Source organism: Streptomyces sp. NBC_01341, from assembly GCF_035946055.1.
Lineage (GTDB): Bacteria > Actinomycetota > Actinomycetes > Streptomycetales > Streptomycetaceae > Streptomyces.
Map to the genome: position 1 here is coordinate 3,563,811 of NZ_CP108364.1, position 17,668 is coordinate 3,581,478.

Annotated in this window: 12 protein-coding genes, 4 tRNA genes and 1 other RNA gene; 5 read left to right on the plus strand and 12 right to left on the minus strand. The window is 70.5% G+C overall.

Annotated features, from left to right (window positions below; translation table 11 throughout):
- Positions 1 to 54: 54 nt before the first annotated feature.
- Genes purL through purS form a run of 3 tightly spaced genes read right to left on the minus strand, consistent with a single transcriptional unit; the run spans position 55 to position 3,229 of the window.
- Positions 55 to 2,304, minus strand: coding sequence for a phosphoribosylformylglycinamidine synthase subunit PurL (gene purL, locus OG206_RS15640; RefSeq protein WP_327116441.1), 2,250 nt, complete (start codon positions 2,302 to 2,304; stop codon positions 55 to 57).
- A complete protein-coding gene (purQ, locus tag OG206_RS15645) occupies positions 2,301 to 2,981 on the minus strand; it encodes a phosphoribosylformylglycinamidine synthase subunit PurQ (RefSeq protein ID WP_327116443.1) in 681 nt (226 codons plus the stop codon). Before purQ ends, purL begins: the two co-directional genes overlap by 4 nt.
- The gene (gene purS, locus OG206_RS15650; RefSeq protein ID WP_327116445.1) at positions 2,978 to 3,229 is read right to left on the minus strand and encodes a phosphoribosylformylglycinamidine synthase subunit PurS; all 252 of its coding nucleotides are present in this window, start codon (positions 3,227 to 3,229) and stop codon (positions 2,978 to 2,980) included. The genes purQ and purS overlap by 4 nt, the downstream gene beginning before the upstream one ends.
- A 387-nt stretch (positions 3,230 to 3,616) precedes the next feature.
- On the opposite strand from purS, the gene OG206_RS15655 reads away from it, so the two are divergent.
- From OG206_RS15655 to OG206_RS15670, 4 genes are all read left to right on the plus strand, one after another.
- Positions 3,617 to 3,952 carry a histone-like nucleoid-structuring protein Lsr2 gene (locus tag OG206_RS15655; RefSeq protein ID WP_327116447.1) on the plus strand — a complete coding sequence of 112 codons (336 nt, stop codon included), beginning with the start codon at positions 3,617 to 3,619 and terminating at the stop codon, positions 3,950 to 3,952.
- Between the two features lie 152 nt (positions 3,953 to 4,104).
- A tRNA-Gly gene (locus OG206_RS15660) sits at positions 4,105 to 4,176 on the plus strand.
- 79 nt (positions 4,177 to 4,255) lie between these two features.
- Positions 4,256 to 4,328 (plus strand) — tRNA-Gly (locus OG206_RS15665).
- Between the two features lie 687 nt (positions 4,329 to 5,015).
- Positions 5,016 to 5,091 (plus strand) — tRNA-Gly (locus OG206_RS15670).
- A 49-nt stretch (positions 5,092 to 5,140) separates the two neighbouring features.
- Here the strand turns inward: OG206_RS15670 and OG206_RS15675 are convergent.
- The 6 genes from OG206_RS15675 to ffs form a co-directional block, all read right to left on the minus strand.
- Positions 5,141 to 6,067, minus strand: a complete 927-nt coding sequence (locus OG206_RS15675; RefSeq protein ID WP_327116449.1) for a phosphoribosylaminoimidazolesuccinocarboxamide synthase — start codon at positions 6,065 to 6,067, stop codon at positions 5,141 to 5,143.
- Between the two features lie 222 nt (positions 6,068 to 6,289).
- Entirely contained in the window at positions 6,290 to 7,753 is a 1,464-nt protein-coding gene (locus tag OG206_RS15680) for a N,N-dimethylformamidase beta subunit family domain-containing protein (protein WP_327116451.1), read from the minus strand.
- A gap of 185 nt (positions 7,754 to 7,938) precedes the next feature.
- Complete coding sequence (locus tag OG206_RS15685; RefSeq protein ID WP_327116453.1) at positions 7,939 to 9,669, minus strand: hypothetical protein; 1,731 nt, start codon at positions 9,667 to 9,669, stop codon at positions 7,939 to 7,941.
- 314 nt (positions 9,670 to 9,983) lie between these two features.
- Positions 9,984 to 11,237: a phosphoribosylamine--glycine ligase gene (gene purD / locus OG206_RS15690; RefSeq protein ID WP_327116455.1), complete on the minus strand. Its 1,254-nt coding sequence runs from the start codon at positions 11,235 to 11,237 to the stop codon at positions 9,984 to 9,986.
- Between the two features lie 189 nt (positions 11,238 to 11,426).
- Positions 11,427 to 13,691: a DNA polymerase III subunit gamma and tau gene (locus OG206_RS15695; protein ID WP_327116457.1), complete on the minus strand. Its 2,265-nt coding sequence runs from the start codon at positions 13,689 to 13,691 to the stop codon at positions 11,427 to 11,429.
- Positions 13,692 to 13,772: 81 nt separating this feature from the next.
- Positions 13,773 to 13,867, minus strand: an RNA gene (gene ffs / locus OG206_RS15700) — signal recognition particle sRNA small type.
- A gap of 133 nt (positions 13,868 to 14,000) precedes the next feature.
- On the opposite strand from ffs, the gene OG206_RS15705 reads away from it, so the two are divergent.
- Positions 14,001 to 14,088: transfer RNA gene (locus tag OG206_RS15705), tRNA-Ser, on the plus strand.
- 64 nt (positions 14,089 to 14,152) lie between these two features.
- Here the strand turns inward: OG206_RS15705 and OG206_RS15710 are convergent.
- From OG206_RS15710 to OG206_RS15720, 3 genes are all read right to left on the minus strand, one after another.
- Positions 14,153 to 15,430, minus strand: a complete 1,278-nt coding sequence (locus OG206_RS15710; protein WP_327116459.1) for a tyrosine-type recombinase/integrase — start codon at positions 15,428 to 15,430, stop codon at positions 14,153 to 14,155.
- 75 nt (positions 15,431 to 15,505) lie between these two features.
- Positions 15,506 to 15,733 carry an excisionase family DNA-binding protein gene (locus OG206_RS15715; protein ID WP_327116461.1) on the minus strand — a complete coding sequence of 76 codons (228 nt, stop codon included), beginning with the start codon at positions 15,731 to 15,733 and terminating at the stop codon, positions 15,506 to 15,508.
- Between the two features lie 459 nt (positions 15,734 to 16,192).
- Positions 16,193 to 17,665 carry an ATP-binding protein gene (locus tag OG206_RS15720; protein ID WP_327116463.1) on the minus strand — a complete coding sequence of 491 codons (1,473 nt, stop codon included), beginning with the start codon at positions 17,663 to 17,665 and terminating at the stop codon, positions 16,193 to 16,195.
- Positions 17,666 to 17,668 lie beyond the last annotated feature (3 nt).

Below are 17,668 nucleotides of genomic sequence, written 5' to 3' on the forward strand. Positions count from 1 at the left end.
GCCGAAAGCCCCCGTCCGGTCGACCCGGACGGGGGCTTTCGGCTCAGGCAGAACCTAGGCGAACAGACCCTTCAGAGTCCCCTCGTGCGCCGTGCGCAGCTCGCTCAGCGGGATGCTGAACTCACCCTGGATCTCGATCTCGTCGCCGTCCACGACACCGATCCGGGCGACGGGAAGACCCCGCGCCCCGCACATGTCGTTGAAGCGGAGCTCCTCGCTGCGCGGGATCGAGACGACCGCGCGGCCGGCCGACTCCGAGAACAGGAAGGTGAACGCGTCCAGACCGTCGGGGACGACCAGCCGGGCACCCTTGCCACCCCGCAGGCAGGACTCGGTGACCGCCTGGATCAGGCCGCCGTCGGAGAGGTCGTGCGCCGCGTCGATCATGCCGTCGCGGGAGGCCGAGATCAGGATCTCGCCGAGCAGCTTCTCGCGGCCCAGGTCGACCTTGGGCGGCATGCCGCCGAGGTGCTGGTGGATGACCTCGGACCAGGCCGAACCGCCGAACTCCTCGTGGGTGTCACCCAGGAGGTAGAGCAGCTGCCCCTCCTGCGCGAACGCGACCGGCGTGCGCCGGGTGACGTCGTCGATCACGCCGAGCACGGCCACGACCGGCGTCGGGTGGATCGCCGTGTCACCGGTCTGGTTGTAGAGCGACACGTTGCCGCCGGTGACCGGCGTGCCCAGCTCCAGGCAGCCGTCCGCGAGACCGCGGGTGGCCTCGGCGAACTGCCACATGACGTCCGGGTCCTCGGGCGAACCGAAGTTGAGGCAGTCCGAGATGGCGAGCGGCTTGGCACCGGACGCGGCGACGTTGCGGTACGACTCGGCCAGCGCGAGCTGGGCGCCCGTGTAGGGGTCCAGCTTGGCGAAGCGGCCGTTGCCGTCGGTCGCCATGGCCACGCCCAGGTTCGACTCCTCGTCGATCCGGACCATGCCGGCGTCCTCGGGCATCGCGAGCACCGTGTTGCCCTGCACGAAGTGGTCGTACTGGTCGGTGATCCAGGACTTGGAGGCCTGGTTCGGGGACGCGACCAGCCGGAGGACCTGCTCGCGCAGCTCGGCGGCGTTCGCCGGGCGGGCGAGCTTGCCTGCGTCGTCCGCCTGGAGCGCGTCCTGCCACGAAGGCCGGGCGAACGGCCGGTGGTAGGTCGGGCCCTCGTGCGCGACGGACCGCGGGGGTACGTCCACGATCTGCTCGCCGTGCCAGAAGATCTCCAGCTGCGAGCCCTCGGTCACCTCACCGATGACGGTGGCGATGACGTCCCACTTCTCGCAGATCTCGAGGAAGCGGTCCACGTGCTGCGGCTCGACGATCGCGCACATGCGCTCCTGCGACTCGCTCATGAGGATTTCCTCGGGCGAGAGGGAGGAGTCGCGCAGTGGCACGGTGTCCAGCTCGACGCGCATCCCGCCGGACCCCGCGGAGGCCAGCTCGCTCGTGGCACAGGAGAGCCCGGCGCCGCCGAGGTCCTGGATCCCCGCGACGAGCTTCTCCTTGAAGATCTCCAGGGTGCACTCGATGAGGAGCTTCTCCTGGAACGGGTCACCGACCTGGACGGCCGGGCGCTTCGCGGGACCGGTCGAGTCGAAGGTCTCGGAGGCCAGCACCGAGACGCCGCCGATGCCGTCGCCACCGGTGCGGGCACCGTAGAGGATGACCTTGTTGCCGGGGCCGGAGGCCTGGGCGAGGTGGATGTCCTCGTGCTTCATCACGCCGATGCAGCCGGCGTTGACGAGCGGGTTGCCCTGGTAGCAGGCGTCGAAGACGACCTCGCCGCCGATGTTCGGCAGGCCGAGGCAGTTGCCGTAACCGCCGATGCCCGCGACGACGCCGGGCAGGACCCGCCGGGTGTCGGGGTGGTCGGCAGCACCGAAGCGCAGCGGGTCGACGACGGCGACCGGACGGGCGCCCATGGCGAGGATGTCGCGGACGATGCCGCCGACCCCGGTCGCCGCACCCTGGTAGGGCTCGATGTACGAGGGGTGGTTGTGCGACTCGACCTTGAAGGTGACCGCGTAACCCTGGCCGACGTCGACCACACCGGCGTTCTCGCCGATGCCGACGAGCATCGCGTCGTTCGCGGGGACCTTCTCGCCGAACTGCTTGAGGTGGACCTTGCTGCTCTTGTAGGAGCAGTGCTCGGACCACATCACGGAGTACATGGCGAGCTCGGCGCCGGTGGGACGGCGGCCCAGGATCTCCCGGATGCGGGCGTACTCGTCCTCCTTGAGGCCGAGCTCCTTCCAGGGCTGTCCGGCGTCCGGCGTCTCGGCCGCGTGCTTGACCGTGTCGAGGCTCATGCGTTGACCAGCTTCTTGATGATCGAGGTGAAGAAACCCAGGCCGTCGGTGCGACCGGTGCCGATGAGCGGCTCGACGGCGTGCTCGGGGTGCGGCATCAGACCGACGATGTTGCCCGCGGCGTTGGTGATGCCCGCGATGTCGCGCAGCGAGCCGTTCGGGTTCACGTCGGCGTAGCGGAAGGCGACACGGCCCTCGGCCTCCAGCTCGTCGAGCGTGCGCTCGTCGGCGGTGTACCGGCCGTCCATGTTCTTCAGCGGTACGGAGATCTCCTGGCCCGCCGTGTAGTCCGAGGTCCAGGCGGTCTCGGCGTTCTCCACCCGCAGCTTCTGGTCGCGGCAGATGAAGTGGAGGTGATTGTTCCGCAGCATCGCGCCGGGGAGCAGGTGCGCCTCGGTCAGGATCTGGAAGCCGTTGCAGATACCGAGGACCGGCATACCGGCCTTCGCCTGCGCGATGACCGTCTCCATCACGGGCGAGAACCGCGAGATGGCACCGGCGCGCAGGTAGTCGCCGTAACTGAATCCGCCCGCCAGGATGACGGCGTCGACCTGGTGCAGGTCCTTGTCACGGTGCCAGAGCGATACGGGCTCGGCCCCCGCGATCCGGACGGCCCGCAGGCTGTCCTGGTCGTCGAGCGTGCCGGGAAAAGTGACGACTCCGATACGGGTGGTCACTTCTCCTCCTCCACCTTGACGGTGAAGTCCTCGATGACGGTGTTGGCGAGGAAGGTCTCGGCGATCTCGTGAATACGGGCGAGGGCGGCATCGTCGACCGGCCCCTCGACCTCGAGCTCGAAACGCTTTCCCTGACGAACGTCCGCGATTCCGTCGAAGCCGAGACGGGGCAGTGCGCGCTGCACAGCCTGTCCCTGCGGGTCGAGGATCTCCGGCTTGAGCATGACGTCGACTACGACGCGTGCCACTGGCACTCCCGGTGGTGTGGTGCGGCTGTGTCTCCGAGGGGTTCCCCAGATCCCCGCGGGTCCACTCAGCGTACCTGGCCAGAAATTCTACGCGGGTAGATATCGGGTGGCCCGGATCACGCCGCGATATCGGAGCGGTGCAACACACGGAAAAACCTGAGGAAAAAATCTTCACCCCGATTGCGCGGGGGCGTCACGCGGAAGCAACACGCGGAAGTAATTGGGCGGGCTTCACAATGCACCTCCCACCGCTGTACAAATGAATACAGGGAAAGCACGATTGTCCCGGAACAGTCGACACCCGTCGATCCGTATCCGCCCAGCCGCCGGAAGGCCGGCATCAGCGCATGTCAGACGCGACGATGCCGCAGGAAAGGACCGATATCCGTGGCTCAGCGCGTCGTGGTCACGCTCTCCGACGACATCGACGGGGGAGAAGCGGCGGAAACGGTCACCTTCTCCCTGGACGGGAAGTCCTACGAGATCGACCTCAATCCCGCCAATGCAAAGAAACTGCGCAAGGCGCTGGCTCCGTACGTGTCGGCCGGCCGAAAGCAGACAAATACCGGCAAGCGCGGCAAGGCCCCGGTGACCTACCACCACACCTCACTGGCGCCCGACCCCGCCGCCGTGCGCGCCTGGGCCCGCTCGCACCGGATGGAGGTGCCGGCCCGCGGCCGGATCCCCAAGAAGGTCTACGAGGCGTTCCACGCGGCGAGTTGAGGGCAGCGCCCGGAATGTTCCATTCCGGTCCGGCGCCCGCCGCTCCCCGGGGCGACACCTCGGGGAGCCGACTTGCACAACACCCCTGCAGGTCGGCTAGAGTCTGGAGCACGCCGAAGGGCAAGGCCGAAAAGCCGGGTCCGACGCAGCGTGCGGGTGTAGTTCAGTAGTAGAACATCCCCCTTCCAGGGGGAAGGCGCAGTGTGCAATTCCTGTCACCCGCTCTGCACTGCCTTACCGGACCACTCAGTGGATCAGGTAGAGTAGTGAACGCTCCACCGGTGAAAGCCGAGTGGCAGCAATGCGGACGTAGCTCAGTTGGTAGAGCGCAACCTTGCCAAGGTTGAGGTCGCCAGTTCGAACCTGGTCGTCCGCTCTTGATTCGAAGGCCCCGGTCGATTTCGACCGGGGCCTTCGACGTTTCCGGTTATCGGCGCATGACGTGTGTCCTGAGCGGTGATGGCAGCGCGCACGGCCCGGGCACCGGCACGGTTTCCGCCCGGGCATCGGCGTCGTTTTCCGCCTGAGCCCCGGAGCAGTGATCGGGATCTCGTTTTCCCGTGCCGCCCACGGGGAGGGCTGCGCCCTGCGCGGGACCGGCGGCGCGCGGGAGCCGGCTGCGGGCCGAGCACGGTGTGAAGGTCGCCACATCGCCGCGGACCGGACTGCCGGACCACCGCACACGTCCATGACGAGGTCACGAACGGTCCGGGGCTCCCGGGCGCACAGGCGTGGACCCTTCGCCCCGAAGACGGCCTGCGTCCACCGGGCGGCCGGGATCATCCTGACGTGACTGCCGGAAACCGCTCCGTACGAACCGAGTTGGCCGCCGACTCGACCCTGCCGGAGTCCCTCGCCGACGGCCCGGGGACCGAGGTGCCGGAGCCCACGGCCGACCGGGTTTCCGCCGCCGGGATCGCGGAGCGCGCGTCCCCGTCCCGGGACGACGGCGCCCGACCACCTGTCAGCGGCCGTCTCCGGACCCGGCCGGAGCACCGTCGTGCAACGGTGCGTCTCACAGGGGTGAGAGGTTGGGTATAGTAAGCACCGCGCTTCGGCGCACGCGGACGTAGCTCAGTTGGTAGAGCGCAACCTTGCCAAGGTTGAGGTCGCCAGTTCGAACCTGGTCGTCCGCTCCATGAAAAAAGAAGGCCCCGGTCATCGCGACCGAGGCCTTCTTCCGTTCCGTCAGCGGCCGTCGGCCGCCCAGCTGAGACCGGTGAGAAGCTCGTACGCGTCCAGGTACTTGGCGCGGGTCGCCTCGACGATCTCCTGCGGAAGCGCCGGCGGCGGCTCCTCGCCGCGGCGGTCCCAGCCGGAGGCCGGAGACGTCAGCCAGTCCCGCACGAACTGCTTGTCGTACGACGGCTGCGCCCTGCCGGGCTCCCAGCTCTCGGCGGGCCAGAAACGCGACGAGTCCGGGGTCAGCACCTCGTCCGCCAGGATCAGTTCCTCGCCGCCGTCGGCGCTGGGCGCGAAGCCGAACTCGAACTTCGTGTCGGCCAGGATGATCCCGCGCTCACGCGCGATGTCCCGGGCCCGCCCGTAGACGTCCAGGGTCGTCCGGCGCAGCACGGCAGCCGTCTCCGCACCGACCTCGCGGGCGACCTCCTCGTACGACACGTTCTCGTCGTGGTCACCGACCGCGGCCTTCGTGGCCGGCGTGAAGATCGGCGCCGGGAGCTCGGAGCCGTCGACCAGCCCCTCGGGCAGCGCGAGCCCGCAGACCGTGCGGGTCGCGTCGTACTCGGTCAGGCCGGAGCCGGTCAGATAACCGCGCGCCACGCACTCGACCTGGACCATCCGCAGCGAACGGCAGATCAGGGTGCGGCCCGCCCAGTCGTCGGGCGCCCCGGCCGGGAGCTCCGTCGACAGGACGTGGTTGGGGACGAGATCGGCGAGCTGGTCGAACCACCACAGCGACAGCTGCGTCAGGACCCGGCCCTTGTCGGGAATCTCGGTGGGCAGGACCCAGTCGTACGCGGAGATACGGTCGCTGGCGACCATGACGAGGTCACCGGCCTCGTTCCGGTACAGGTCGCGCACCTTGCCGGTGTGCAGGTGGGTGAGCCCCGGCACCTGCACGGGCTCGGGCTTTTCTACGAAACCGGACACGCTGCCTCCGCGTAGGTTGATCCAGGAGTGGTTCCGATTGTCCCGCATGCGAAGAGGCCGCGCCGACAGGGGTCACCCCCGTGGACGGCGAGCGGTGACGCCCGGGCCTGCGGCGGAAGCCCGGAACCGACGTAGGGAGCACGCGAACCCGTGTCCCGACGTGCGTCCTCCCGGGCACACGTCCAAGGGCCGTGCCGGTCAGTGGGGCTTGCGCCCTGCCCGTCAGTCGCGCTTGCAGATCCGGTCGAGGAGATTGGCCGTGGCCCGCTGGACACGGGCGTCCACGTGGCCCGGCCGGTCGAGCGCCGGGGACCAGGCGAAGGTGCCGGAAGCGAAGACGAGGGCGCCCGAGGGCGCGCGATAGAGCGAGGTCTCCTGGTGCCGGGTGGCCCCCTCGCTGTCGCTGTACGGCGAGTGCGCGAGCAGCATGCGGTTCTCGTGCTCCGGCAGGGACGTGCGCGGGAAGTAGCGGTCGGCCTCACCGGCGACCAGCCCGGCGATCTCGTCGCCCTCCGCGGCCCCGGTGGCCTCCCAGAGCCAGTGCCCGCCGTTCCGCACGACCAGGGGGTGGGGCTCGGGAACCCGGCCCGCGTACTGGATGCCGAGCAGCTGCTGTTCCGCGCGGTCGACCTCACGCCACAGCGCCGGCTTCCCGGGGCCGCGGCGCTTCCGGCAGGTGAGCAGGCGGTCAGGGACACCCGAGGGCGACAGGCCGAGGCCGACCTGCCAGTACATGGTGTTGGCGGAGAGGAAGACCAGCGAGGTGCCGATGTCCCGGGCCTGCTCGGCCGTGCGGCGCATCGGGACCGACCAGTACTCGTCGTGGCCGGGGAAGACCAGGCCGCGGTAGCGACTGGGGTCGACCCGTCCGGCGTGCAGATCGCGGGCGTCGGCGTACGCGAGGTCGTAGCCGTAGCGCTCGGCCCAGCGGATGAAGTCGTAGGCGTGGCCCACGTGGAGGGGCAGGCCCGCGCCCGCGTAGGGGCGGTCGAAGGAGATCGTGACGGCGGCGTCCTCCTCCCCCAGCAGCCGGCCTTCCTCGTCCCACGCGTGGTAGAGGCTGGCACCGGTCCGGCCGTCCTCCGGATAGAGGTTGTAGGCCTGCCACGTGATGTCGGGAAGCAGGAGCAGCAGGTCCGCCGGGTGGTCGTCGCGGACCGTGAAGGGGATGTGCGAGCGGTACCCGTCGGCGGTGGTCAGGACGGCCACGTACGCGCCGACCGACCAGTACGTCGGGATCTGAAGGCGCCAGGAGAGCCACCAGTGGTGGCAGGAGACCGTCCGCTCGGCCGTCAGCGGCGCAGGCTGCACGATGCCGGACAGACGCGGGCTCGTGGTGATCTTGGCGGCGCCGTCGCCGGCGTAGTGCCCGATGCGGTAGACGTCGACGGAGAACTGCTGGGGCGGGTCCACGGTGATGTGGAAGTCGATCGCCTCACCGGGAGCCGCTGCGCCGGGGGACACGAACCCCTTGATCTGGCGGTGCACGTCGTCGGCCGTCCGCGTGCCGCCGCCCGATCCGCTACGGCCCAGGGCGGTGTCGGCGTACCAGGGAACGACCTGCCCCGTGTCGTCGAAGTAGTTCTCACTGCCGCGCAGCCAGGGCAGTGGCCCCATTCCGAAGGGGTCGCTCACGGCGTGCGCGAGGGCACCCGATTCCCACCGCCGAATATGCTCCGCCCCCATCGCGCACCCCTCCCTCGTCCCCCCGTGAGACCCGATGCGCCGGACGCCGGCGCGGGCCCCCAGCACATCACATAACGCGCACGGTCCGTCACCTTTCGTCGCGAATTGATGTGAACGGAAGGAGCTCATCCAGGCATTGAGCGCACATTCGGAATATTTCGCTCGTTAAGTAGACGGACGGTCGTTCAGCCCAGGCGTACGGGCTTGTCCGCGCGGACCCCCACCGCGGTGAGCCAGGAGCGCAGCGGCTCCGCGTCGCCGTCCTCCACGAGGCTGAGCACCGGGGCGCCCAGGTCCGACCGGCGGCCGCCGTCCACCAGCAGGGCGGGACCGTCGAGCCAGTCGAGGCCGGGCGCCGCTCCCGCGGTGTCCACGGCGGCGCAGCAGACCATCGCCACCACATGGTCGGCGAGCAGCTCCGTGCCCGTGCGCGGCGGCTGGAGGGGGAAGAGCGGAAGCGGCACGGGCCCCCAGAGGTCCTGGGCGTCGGCGCCCGTCCCGGCCGGTGAACCGTCCGAAGCGCTGCTGCCGGCGGCCTCCCCCGGACGCGGCCCGGTCCCCGCTTCGTCCCGGGCGACGGCCGCACCGATCCCGGCCGCGAGCGCGTCGCTGTCGGCGCCCGGCGCGGCGAGATGATCGATGACGCGCGCCAGCGTGGGAACCACCGCCCCATCCGCCCCCGATGCCCCCGGTCTCCCCACCGGTACGCTCGCGGCGACCCCCAGCGCGTCGAGCACCCGGTGCAGCCGGGCCGCCTCCGAACGCCATTTCCGGTCCACGACCTCCTCCGGGTACTGCTGCCAGTCGACGGGGGCCCAGCCGGGTCCGGGCTCCGCCGGGCCGCCGTGGAAGAGCCGTGCCGCGAGCAGCGAGGCCGCCTCGTCGGCGGCGCCGGGCTCCTCGATGAGGTCACAGGCGGGGCGCTCCCCCAGCCGGTCGGTGAAACCTTCCGCGAGCCTGTCGCGCCGCGAGAGCTCCGTCAGCGCGGAGACGACACCCGCGTCGAGCCGTGAGGGCCAGCGCCCCATCCGCCAGGCCGGCAGCGCGACCCGGGTCAGCAGCCGGTCCCAGCCCGCGTAGGCGAGGCCGACCTGCTCCTGGGCGCGGATCCGCAGGCCGTAGTCGACGTCCTGCGCGCGGCCCGACGCGGCGGCGGCGACACAGCGCTCCATCTCGGCGGCGTGCCCCCGGCACCCGCGCAGCATCATCTTGGCGACCCACCCCACGAAGGCCGTGGGGATGCGGCGGACGACGCCCTGCCCGGGGAGGGCGGCATCGGCAACGGCAGCATCCAGGCCACGGACGAAACGGCGGGCCGCGGCTATGTCGGGGTGCGCGGACGGCCCGGTGCCCGCGACGACGGGAGCGAGCACCGCGCGCAGCTCGGCGACCCGCATCCACCACAGGAACGGGGAGCCGATGACGAGCACCGGGGCCACGGGAACACGACGGCCGCGTCCGGCTTCCGCCGGGGCCGTGTCCGACGCTCCGGGTCCGGCGGAGGGGTGCGTACGGTCCTCCAGCCAGCTGTCGCAGTCGGGGGTCAGCGCTATGGCGGACGGCGCCGGGACGTCGAGCCGGTCGGCGAGATCCCGGACCAGCCGGTACAGATCGGGGGCCGCCGTCTCGGTGAGAGGCACCGTCGGGCTGACCGCCGGCCTCGCGCGCGCAAGGGCGACGCCCACCCCGGCGGCGACCAGGAGCACCATGACGGCACAAGCCGTCACCACCCAGGCGGCCGTGGTCCACGCGCTTCCGTCGAGGCGCCCCTGACCGCTCGCGACGAGCAGCACGACGGCCGCGCCTGCCGGGAGGATCGCCAGGGCGGTGGCTCTGCTGCGGATGCGCAGCAGGGCCAGGGCCCTGGCGCGCGCTGCGTGCGCGCCCAGCTCCTCAACCGAACCGGTACCGGACACGGCTGTACGTCACCCCCTCTGCCCCCGCGACGGTGTTGGTCACTCCCCCACTGTGGCACCCGTCACTGACATCGCAATGCCGGTGGGCCAAGTGCCGGAACGCTTGCGCCGCACCCTAGTTGGGGGCTCGGCGGCCGTCATCCGGATGGCCGAGCCGTCACCCGATGGAATGGCTTTGGGCAAAGCTGCTGACGCGCGGACGAGCAGGGGTCCGGTGATACCCGCAAGCACCCCGGCGGAACCCGGCAGACACCGGACGCACCTGTGCCCGGCACCTCGCGGGAGGGCCGGGCACAGGTGCGGACAGGTGCGGCTCAGGCCTGCTCCGCGGCCTTCCGCGCGATGTCCGTACGGTGCTGGGAGCCGATCAGCCGGATGCGGCCGAGCGCCGTGTAGGCGCGCTCACGGGCCTGCGTGAGGTCCTTGCCGGTTGCCGTCACGGAGAGCACACGCCCTCCGGCGCTGACCACCGCGTCGCCGTCCTGCCGTGTGCCGGCGTGCAGGACGAACGCGTGGGGCGCATCCTTCTCCGCGACGTCCGCGAGTCCTTCGATCGGATCCCCGGTCCGGGGCGTCTCCGGATAATTGCGCGAGGCGATGACCACCGTGACCGCGGCGTCGTCGTGCCACGTCAGGGCGGGTACGGCGTCGAGGGTGCCGTTGGCGGAACCGAGCAGGACACCGGCCAGCGGGGTCTTCAGCCGGGCGAGGACCACCTGGGTCTCCGGGTCCCCGAAGCGGGCGTTGAACTCGATGACCCGCACACCGCGTGAGGTGATCGCGAGACCCGCGTACAGCAGCCCGGAGAACGGGGTGCCGCGTCGGCGCAGCTCGTCGACGGTCGGCTGCAGAACGGTTTGCATGACCTCGTCGACCAGCTTCGGGTCGGCCCAGGGAAGCGGGGAGTACGCGCCCATGCCGCCGGTGTTCGGGCCCTCGTCGCCGTCCAGCGCGCGCTTGAAGTCCTGGGCGGGCTGGAGGGGCAGCACGGTGGTGCCGTCGGTGATCGCGAAGAGGCTGACCTCGGGACCGTCGAGGAACTCCTCGATGACGACCCGGTCGCAGGCCAGGGCATGCGCGCGGGCGGCTTCCACGTCCTCCGTGACGACGACGCCCTTGCCGGCCGCCAGACCGTCGTCCTTGACGACGTACGGCGCTCCGAAGGCGTCGAGTGCCTCGTCGATCTCGGCGGGCGTCGTGCAGACGTAGCTCCGGGCCGTCGGGACGTTGGCACCGGCCATGACGTCCTTGGCGAACGCCTTGGAGCCCTCCAGGAGTGCGGCCTCACGGGACGGGCCGAAGCAGGGGATGCCTGACGCGCGGACGGCGTCGGCGACACCGGCGACAAGCGGTGCCTCCGGACCGACGACCACCAGCTCGGCGCCCAGCTCGGTGGCGAGGCGCGCGACGGCGTCGCCGTCGAGTGCGTCGACCGGGTGCAGTTCGGCCACCTCTGCGATTCCGGCGTTGCCGGGAGCGCAGTACAGAGCGGTGACATCGGGGTCGAGGGAGAGAGAGCGGCACAGGGCGTGTTCGCGGGCGCCGCCGCCGATGACGAGGACCTTCACGGGGTGCAGCCTAGCCGCCGGGGGCGGAGAGCCTCGACGGGCTCCGCTCCGTGGACGGCCACGGGGTCCTGTACGGAAGCCGGCGGGGACGACTGATGTCCGAGGCGGTGCCCGGTTCCCGGGCGGATGTCCGAGGGCGGTTGTCCGGCCCACGGGCGGATGGCAGGGGGGTGTGGCGCCCGTCCGGCCTCAGTCGTTGGTGAACTCCTCCACGACCGTGGCCCCCAGTTCGCGGACGATCAGGTCGTGCCCGGAGAGCGCGGAGTCGACCAGGTCGGGGTCGTCCGCCTCGGCGGTGTCGTCCTCGGGCGCGACCGGCCGTGGAGGCTCGGGCGCCGTCCGGTCGTAGGAAGACGGTTCGGGGCGGCCCTGATCCTGCTGCGGGGGCGGCTGCACGGGCGGTGGCCCCTGCTCGGCAGGGGCGGGCCGGGGTTCGTAGGACGACGCCTGCGGCGACGACGGGGGCTGGTACGGAGCGGCCGGCGGCCGGCCTCCTCCTCCGCCTCCACCGGTCTGCGGTGGCATCCCGCCACCGCCGGACGGGTCGACGACCGCGTCCACGCGCCAGTTGGCGTTGAACTGCTGGGCCAGCGCCTGCTTCAGCACCTCCTCGCTCCCGCTGCTCGCGAAGGTGTCGCGTGCACCGGCGTTCAGGAAGCCGATCTGCAGGGTGCTGCCGTCGAAGCCCGTGACCTGGGCGTTCTGACTGAGCAGGATCCAGGTGAAGCGACGGCGGTTCTTCACGGCCTCCAGGATGTCCGGCCACATGTTGCGCACCTGGGCGGCGCCCTGGGCCGTACCCGGGCCCGCCTGCGCGGGCGCCTGGCCGACCGGGGCGGAAGCCGGGGCCGGTGCTGCCCGGTCAGGAGACGGAGCGGGCGGCTGTGCCTGCGTCTGCGGGACACCGGCGCCGGGCGCGGAAGCCGTCGGCCAGCCGCCGGGGCGGCGAGGGGCTTCGGCCCCACTGCCGGCTCCGGCAGCGGCGGGCCATGCTCCGGGACGCTGTCCGGCCGGAGGCTGCTCGACGGCCGGGGGCTGCTGGACGGGCGGGACCTCCTGCGGCTCCGGGGGTTCGTACGGCGCGGGGGACCGCTGGACGACCGGAGGTGCCACGGCCTCCGCGGCGACGGGCGCGGCCGACGGCGTATCGGCGGGAGCACCGCCCTGGGCGTCGCCCCGAACGGCAGCACGGGCGGCGGCCGGGCCGCCGGACATCCCGCCACCGGCCCCGTGGGCGTCCGGCCCCGGGACGTACCCCATGGCGGGACCGGGGCTCGCGGGCACGAACGACGCCGCCGCACCGCGCTCGAGCCGGTCCAGCCTGGCCTGCAGCGAACGCTCGTCGTCGAAGGCGGCGGGCAGCAGGACCCGTGCACAGATCAGCTCCACCTGAAGCCTGGGGGAGGTCGCCCCGCGCATCTCGGTGAGGCCCTCGTTGACCAGGTCGGCGGCGCGGCTCAGCTCCGCGGCGCCGAAGACGGACGCCTGGGCCTGCATCCGCTCCACCACGTCGGCGGGGGCGTCGATCAGCCCCTTCTCGCCGGCGTCGGGCACGGCGGCCAGGATCACCAGGTCGCGCAGCCGCTCGAGCAGATCGGCGACGAAGCGCCGGGGGTCGTTCCCGCCCTCGATCACGCGGTCCACGACCTCGAAGGCGGCGGCCCCGTCGCCCGCCGCGAAGGCCTCCACGACGGAGTCCAGCAGGGACCCGTCCGTGTAGCCGAGGAGCGAGGTCGCCATGGCGTATGTCACACCGTCGTCGCGTGCGCCGGCGAGCAACTGGTCCATGACGGACATCGAGTCACGCACGGACCCGGCACCCGCCCGCACCACGAGAGGCAGCACACCGTCCTCGACCGCGCTGCCTTCCTTGCCGCAGACCTCCGCGAGGTAGCCGCGCAGGGTTCCGGGCGGTACGAGCCGGAAGGGGTAGTGGTGCGTACGCGAACGGATCGTGCCGATGACCTTCTCGGGCTCGGTGGTCGCGAAGATGAACTTGAGATGCTCCGGCGGCTCCTCGACCACCTTCAGCAGGGCGTTGAACCCTGCCGGGGTGACCATGTGGGCCTCGTCGATGATGTAGATCTTGTACCGGCTCGACGCGGGCCCGAAGAAGGCCTTCTCCCGCAGGTCACGCGCGTCGTCCACGCCACCGTGCGACGCGGCGTCGATCTCGATGACGTCGATCGATCCCGGCCCGTTGCGCGCGAGGTCCCGGCAGCTCTGGCACTCCCCGCAGGGCGTGGGCGTGGGGCCCTGCTCGCAGTTGAGACAGCGGGCGAGGATGCGCGCGCTGGTCGTCTTTCCACAGCCGCGCGGCCCGCTGAACAGGTACGCGTGGTTGACCCGGTTGTTCCGCAGGGCCTGCTGCAACGGGTCAGTGACATGCTCCTGCCCGATGACCTCGGCGAAGGACTCGGGACGATAGCGGCGGTACAGCGCAAGGGACGACACACATACGAGGTTATCGGGGCGCACCGACAACCGGTCCCGCCCCGGGACACCGCCCCCGGCGGGACACCACACCCCGGGCACGCAAGGGCCCCCCACGCACCCGCCAGAGCCGACCTACCCTTGCTGCCTTCCGGCCCTGGGGGAGTTCAGTCAGATAGCGCCACGTGAGGGGCTGACGCCCACCTTAGCCGATCCCCGCCCCCCGCCGTCCACCCGCTCCCCCATGACGATCCGGACGGAGAGCGCTCCGGAACGATCTACGGGGAACGTGTTCGCGAGCACCCCCTGGCGTCTTGTATTGTTTGCCGCGGAGGATTCGCCTAGTGGCCTAGGGCGCACGCTTGGAAAGCGTGTTGGGGGCAACCCCTCACGAGTTCGAATCTCGTATCCTCCGCCATTGCTCTCACCGGGCAATACGTTGAAGGGCCCCACCGTTCGCGGTGGGGCCCTTCGGCGTTGTCTCAGCCCTCGTTGTTCTGGTCTTTGTCCATAGGAGCGTTCGGTGCGGGCCCCCAGATGGCGTCCGCGAGCTTCTGTGCCACCTCCTTCAGCATGGCGTCGGGCACGTGCAGGTACCGGGCGCGCATCCGTGAGGAGGTGCCTGCCTCCCAGCCCATGATCTGGTCGATCACGCGGTCTGGGATGCCGAGCAGCATGAGGACGGTGGCGGCGGTGTGACGGGCATCATGCAGCCGCGCGTCACGTACCCCGGCGTCCTCCAGCAGCTTCTTCCAGTCGTGGTAGTCCGTGTTCGGGCTGAGCGGTCCACCGAGCGGCTTCGTGAACACGTAGTCCGACTCGGTCCACAGGTTGCCGGCGGTCTTGCGCTCACGGGTTTGTACCTCCCTGTGCTTTCGCAGCATCTCAACCAAGGGGCCCGGCAGGGGCACCGCTCGGCGGCCGGCGCGCGACTTGGTGTTCTTCGTCTCGCGCCGCACCTGCTTGCGGTCCGGGCAGTACCCAGCCTTCCGGCCGCAGGAAGCTGCCTCCTTGCACCCGTGGTCGTACTTGGGGCGCAGCCGGTTCCGGCGGAGCTTCAGGTACTCGTGGTCCAGGTCCACGTCGACCCATCGCAGGCCCAGCGTCTCCCCCTGCCGCAGGCCGAGAGCCAACGCCAGCATCCAACGGGCGCTGTTGCGGCGGTTTTTTACCTCAATCAGCAGGCTCTGCACCTCCTCGACCGAGTAGGGCTCGATCTCCTCTTCCGCCTCTTCCACCCGTGGCGGCTTGGCCAGGGCGGCGGCGTTCTTCGCTGCGTGGCCACGGCGGACCGCCTCACCGAGGGCGGTCCGGGCAGTGCGGTGGGCCTGGTGAGCGGTGGCTGCCTTGCTGCCGTGATTCTGCATCCGGCGGTACAGGCTCTCCAGGTGTTCCGGTTCCAGGCGGTCGATGCGGTGCTTGCCGATGCCGGGTACGAGGTGCACGCGTACCGCCACCTCGTACCCGTCGTAAGTGTTCTCGCTGACGACGTCTCTAGCGATGTTCTCGACCCAGTGCCACAGCCACTTCTCAACGGTCCACAGCTTGCCGGGCTGCTGCGCAGTTCCCTGGTCACGCTGCTTCTCCAGCCGTTTGACCTCTTCGGTCAAGGCGTCCTCGGTCGGGCGGGTGATGTGCCTGCGGTAGGGCTCGCCGTTGTCCTTGTAGCCCATGGGCACGCGGGCGTGCCAACGGCCGTCCTTGCCGAAGTAGACGGCTGTTTCACCGTTTGCCCGGCGAGTGCGCTTCTTCTCCGCCACGGGCGGACTCCTTCAAGTTCAGGTGTGAATACGGGACGCCGCCCCGCTGGGGCGGCGTCCCGTATGTGAGGTGGTTCAGGCGGCATGCCGCTCGGCGCGACGGCGTGCGAGGTACGCAGCCGGGGCGTCCGCGGGGACACGGCGGAGGGTGCCAATCGTCAGCGACTCCAGAGCGCCCGAGCGGATCAGGGCGAAGCAAGTGGTCCGGCCCACGCGGAGGCGGCGGGCGGCCTCCTCCACGGTGAGCAGGACCAGCGTCGAGTCGTCTGCCGCATGGGGTGCGGCTGCATGGATCTGGTGCACGGGCTCGCTCCTTGGCGGTGAAATAGCGCGAGATGTGTCCGAGGCTGCGATTTCTGCGTCACCACGTCATCCGCGTCACTCATGCCTCCTGACCTGCGGTTACGCGATGACGCAGCCGGTTGGGGGTGCGTCATCGGTGACGCAGGCGTGCGTCATGAGGTGGTGCGGGGTGACGCAGGTGACGCGGGGTGACGCAGCCGAACCGTTCTGCGTCACCTCGATCACCGCAGTTCAGGGGCTGTTTCAGGGCCTGTGGTGACGCGGGTGACGCAGCCTTCCCTTTCTCATGGAAAAAGAGAGGGGTGTCTGTTGTGGTGTGGTGCGGCTTCGGGCGTGAAGTGGGGAGCCGCTTCGCGGCGCGACCACCGGGCGGCGTTCCGCCGAACAGCAAGAGGAGCACCCGCCGCCATGGCGCGTGGTGCTCCTCTTGCTTGTCCGTACCCCGGCCGCAGGTGCGGGTCAGAGCGACTGCTGCTCGTGGGGCGGCAGGGCCGGGCGTCGGGTCATTTCGATGTACCGGCCTGCTTTGGTGCGGCCCCAGTCGACGAGGACGCCCCGGGCGGCAAGGGTGGGCTGGAGGCGTTTGAGGCGGTCGGAGAGGACTTTCCCGGTTGTGGGCCATCCTTTGGGCAGTGGACGGCAGTCGTCGCCGCTGTAGAGGCCGCTGAGGAGGTGCAGCCACTCCGAGGACGTCATCCGCGTCTCGGTGCCAGGGTCGAGGCCTGAGGCGTGCTTGAGGACGGTCTGCGCGAGGAGGTCCCCTTCGATGACGTCGTCGTTCAGCTCGTCCAGGCTGCTGCGGTAAGCGGGGAGCGCCCGGAGGCTGGTGGCTGTGTCGAACTGCGCGCACAGGTGGGCGAAGTCCGCCATCCGCAGATCACTCGGGATGTCCGCCTCAGCAGCCCGGACCTTGACCGCCAAGTCGAGGACAGAGCCGAGGATCACGGGCAGGGCCTCTTCGAACTCCCGCCACAGCTCCGCCTCGGTCCGCCGCACCCTCGGGCGTTCCAGACGCAACGGCAGTAGACGTTCGGCCAGGTCCGGGCGGATGACGCCGACGTCGATCCCGGTCAGCAGGAGAGGGCGGCGGTAGCGGGAACGGACAACATCCCCGTCGCTGAACAGGGCCCGCTTGATGCTCTCGGCTCCGGTGACGATGCAGCACATGAGGTCGGACAGGTCCGGCGCCAGGTGCGAGAGGTTGTCCAGCGCGGTGACCCATCCTGCGGCAACGGCCGTGATCAGGTTCTCTTCGTCCTTCGGGGCCCTACGCAGGTCGCCGGTCATGCCCTCGATGATCCGTACCAGCATCCGGCCGGCCGTCGACTTCCCCGCACCCTGCGGGCCGGTGAGGAACGGGGCCGGGACGGGGACGGACGGGCCGAGGCAGCCGATGAGCCAGGCCAGGGCCAGGCTCTCGGTGTCGGCGGTGGCGAAGTTCGTCAGCCGCAACAGTTGGTCGATGCCCTTGCCCTCGGTGTCCCGGGCGGGCATCGGGAGTTCTCCGGTGAGCTGGGTGCGCCGCCAGCACACCTCACGCGGGTCCGGAACCTTGATCTCCCACCCGTTGGGGTGGATGCGGACGGACTGACCGTCGTCGCGCCCGAGGTCCAGCCACGTCGCCCCGTCGAACCCGGGGGCGACACGGATGTGTGTGGGTTGCACGTCCTGGCTCAGCGCGAGTGCTTCGATCAAGTCCAATGCCTCCTTGAGCGAGGTTCCGTTGAAGACGCCGACCCCGTCGTTGAAGAGGTCGACCATGAGTTCCTGCCGGTGGCTGCCGGTTGTGCCCTGGGAGCGGATCGGGCGGGCCACGGGGTGGCCGAGCCGTTGGGCGTAAACGGTGCCCTCGGTGGTGCGGAAGTACCGGAAGTGCGATTGCGCGTACTCGGTGATGACCTCACGCGCCGGGGTTTTCTCGTCCTCGGACATGGC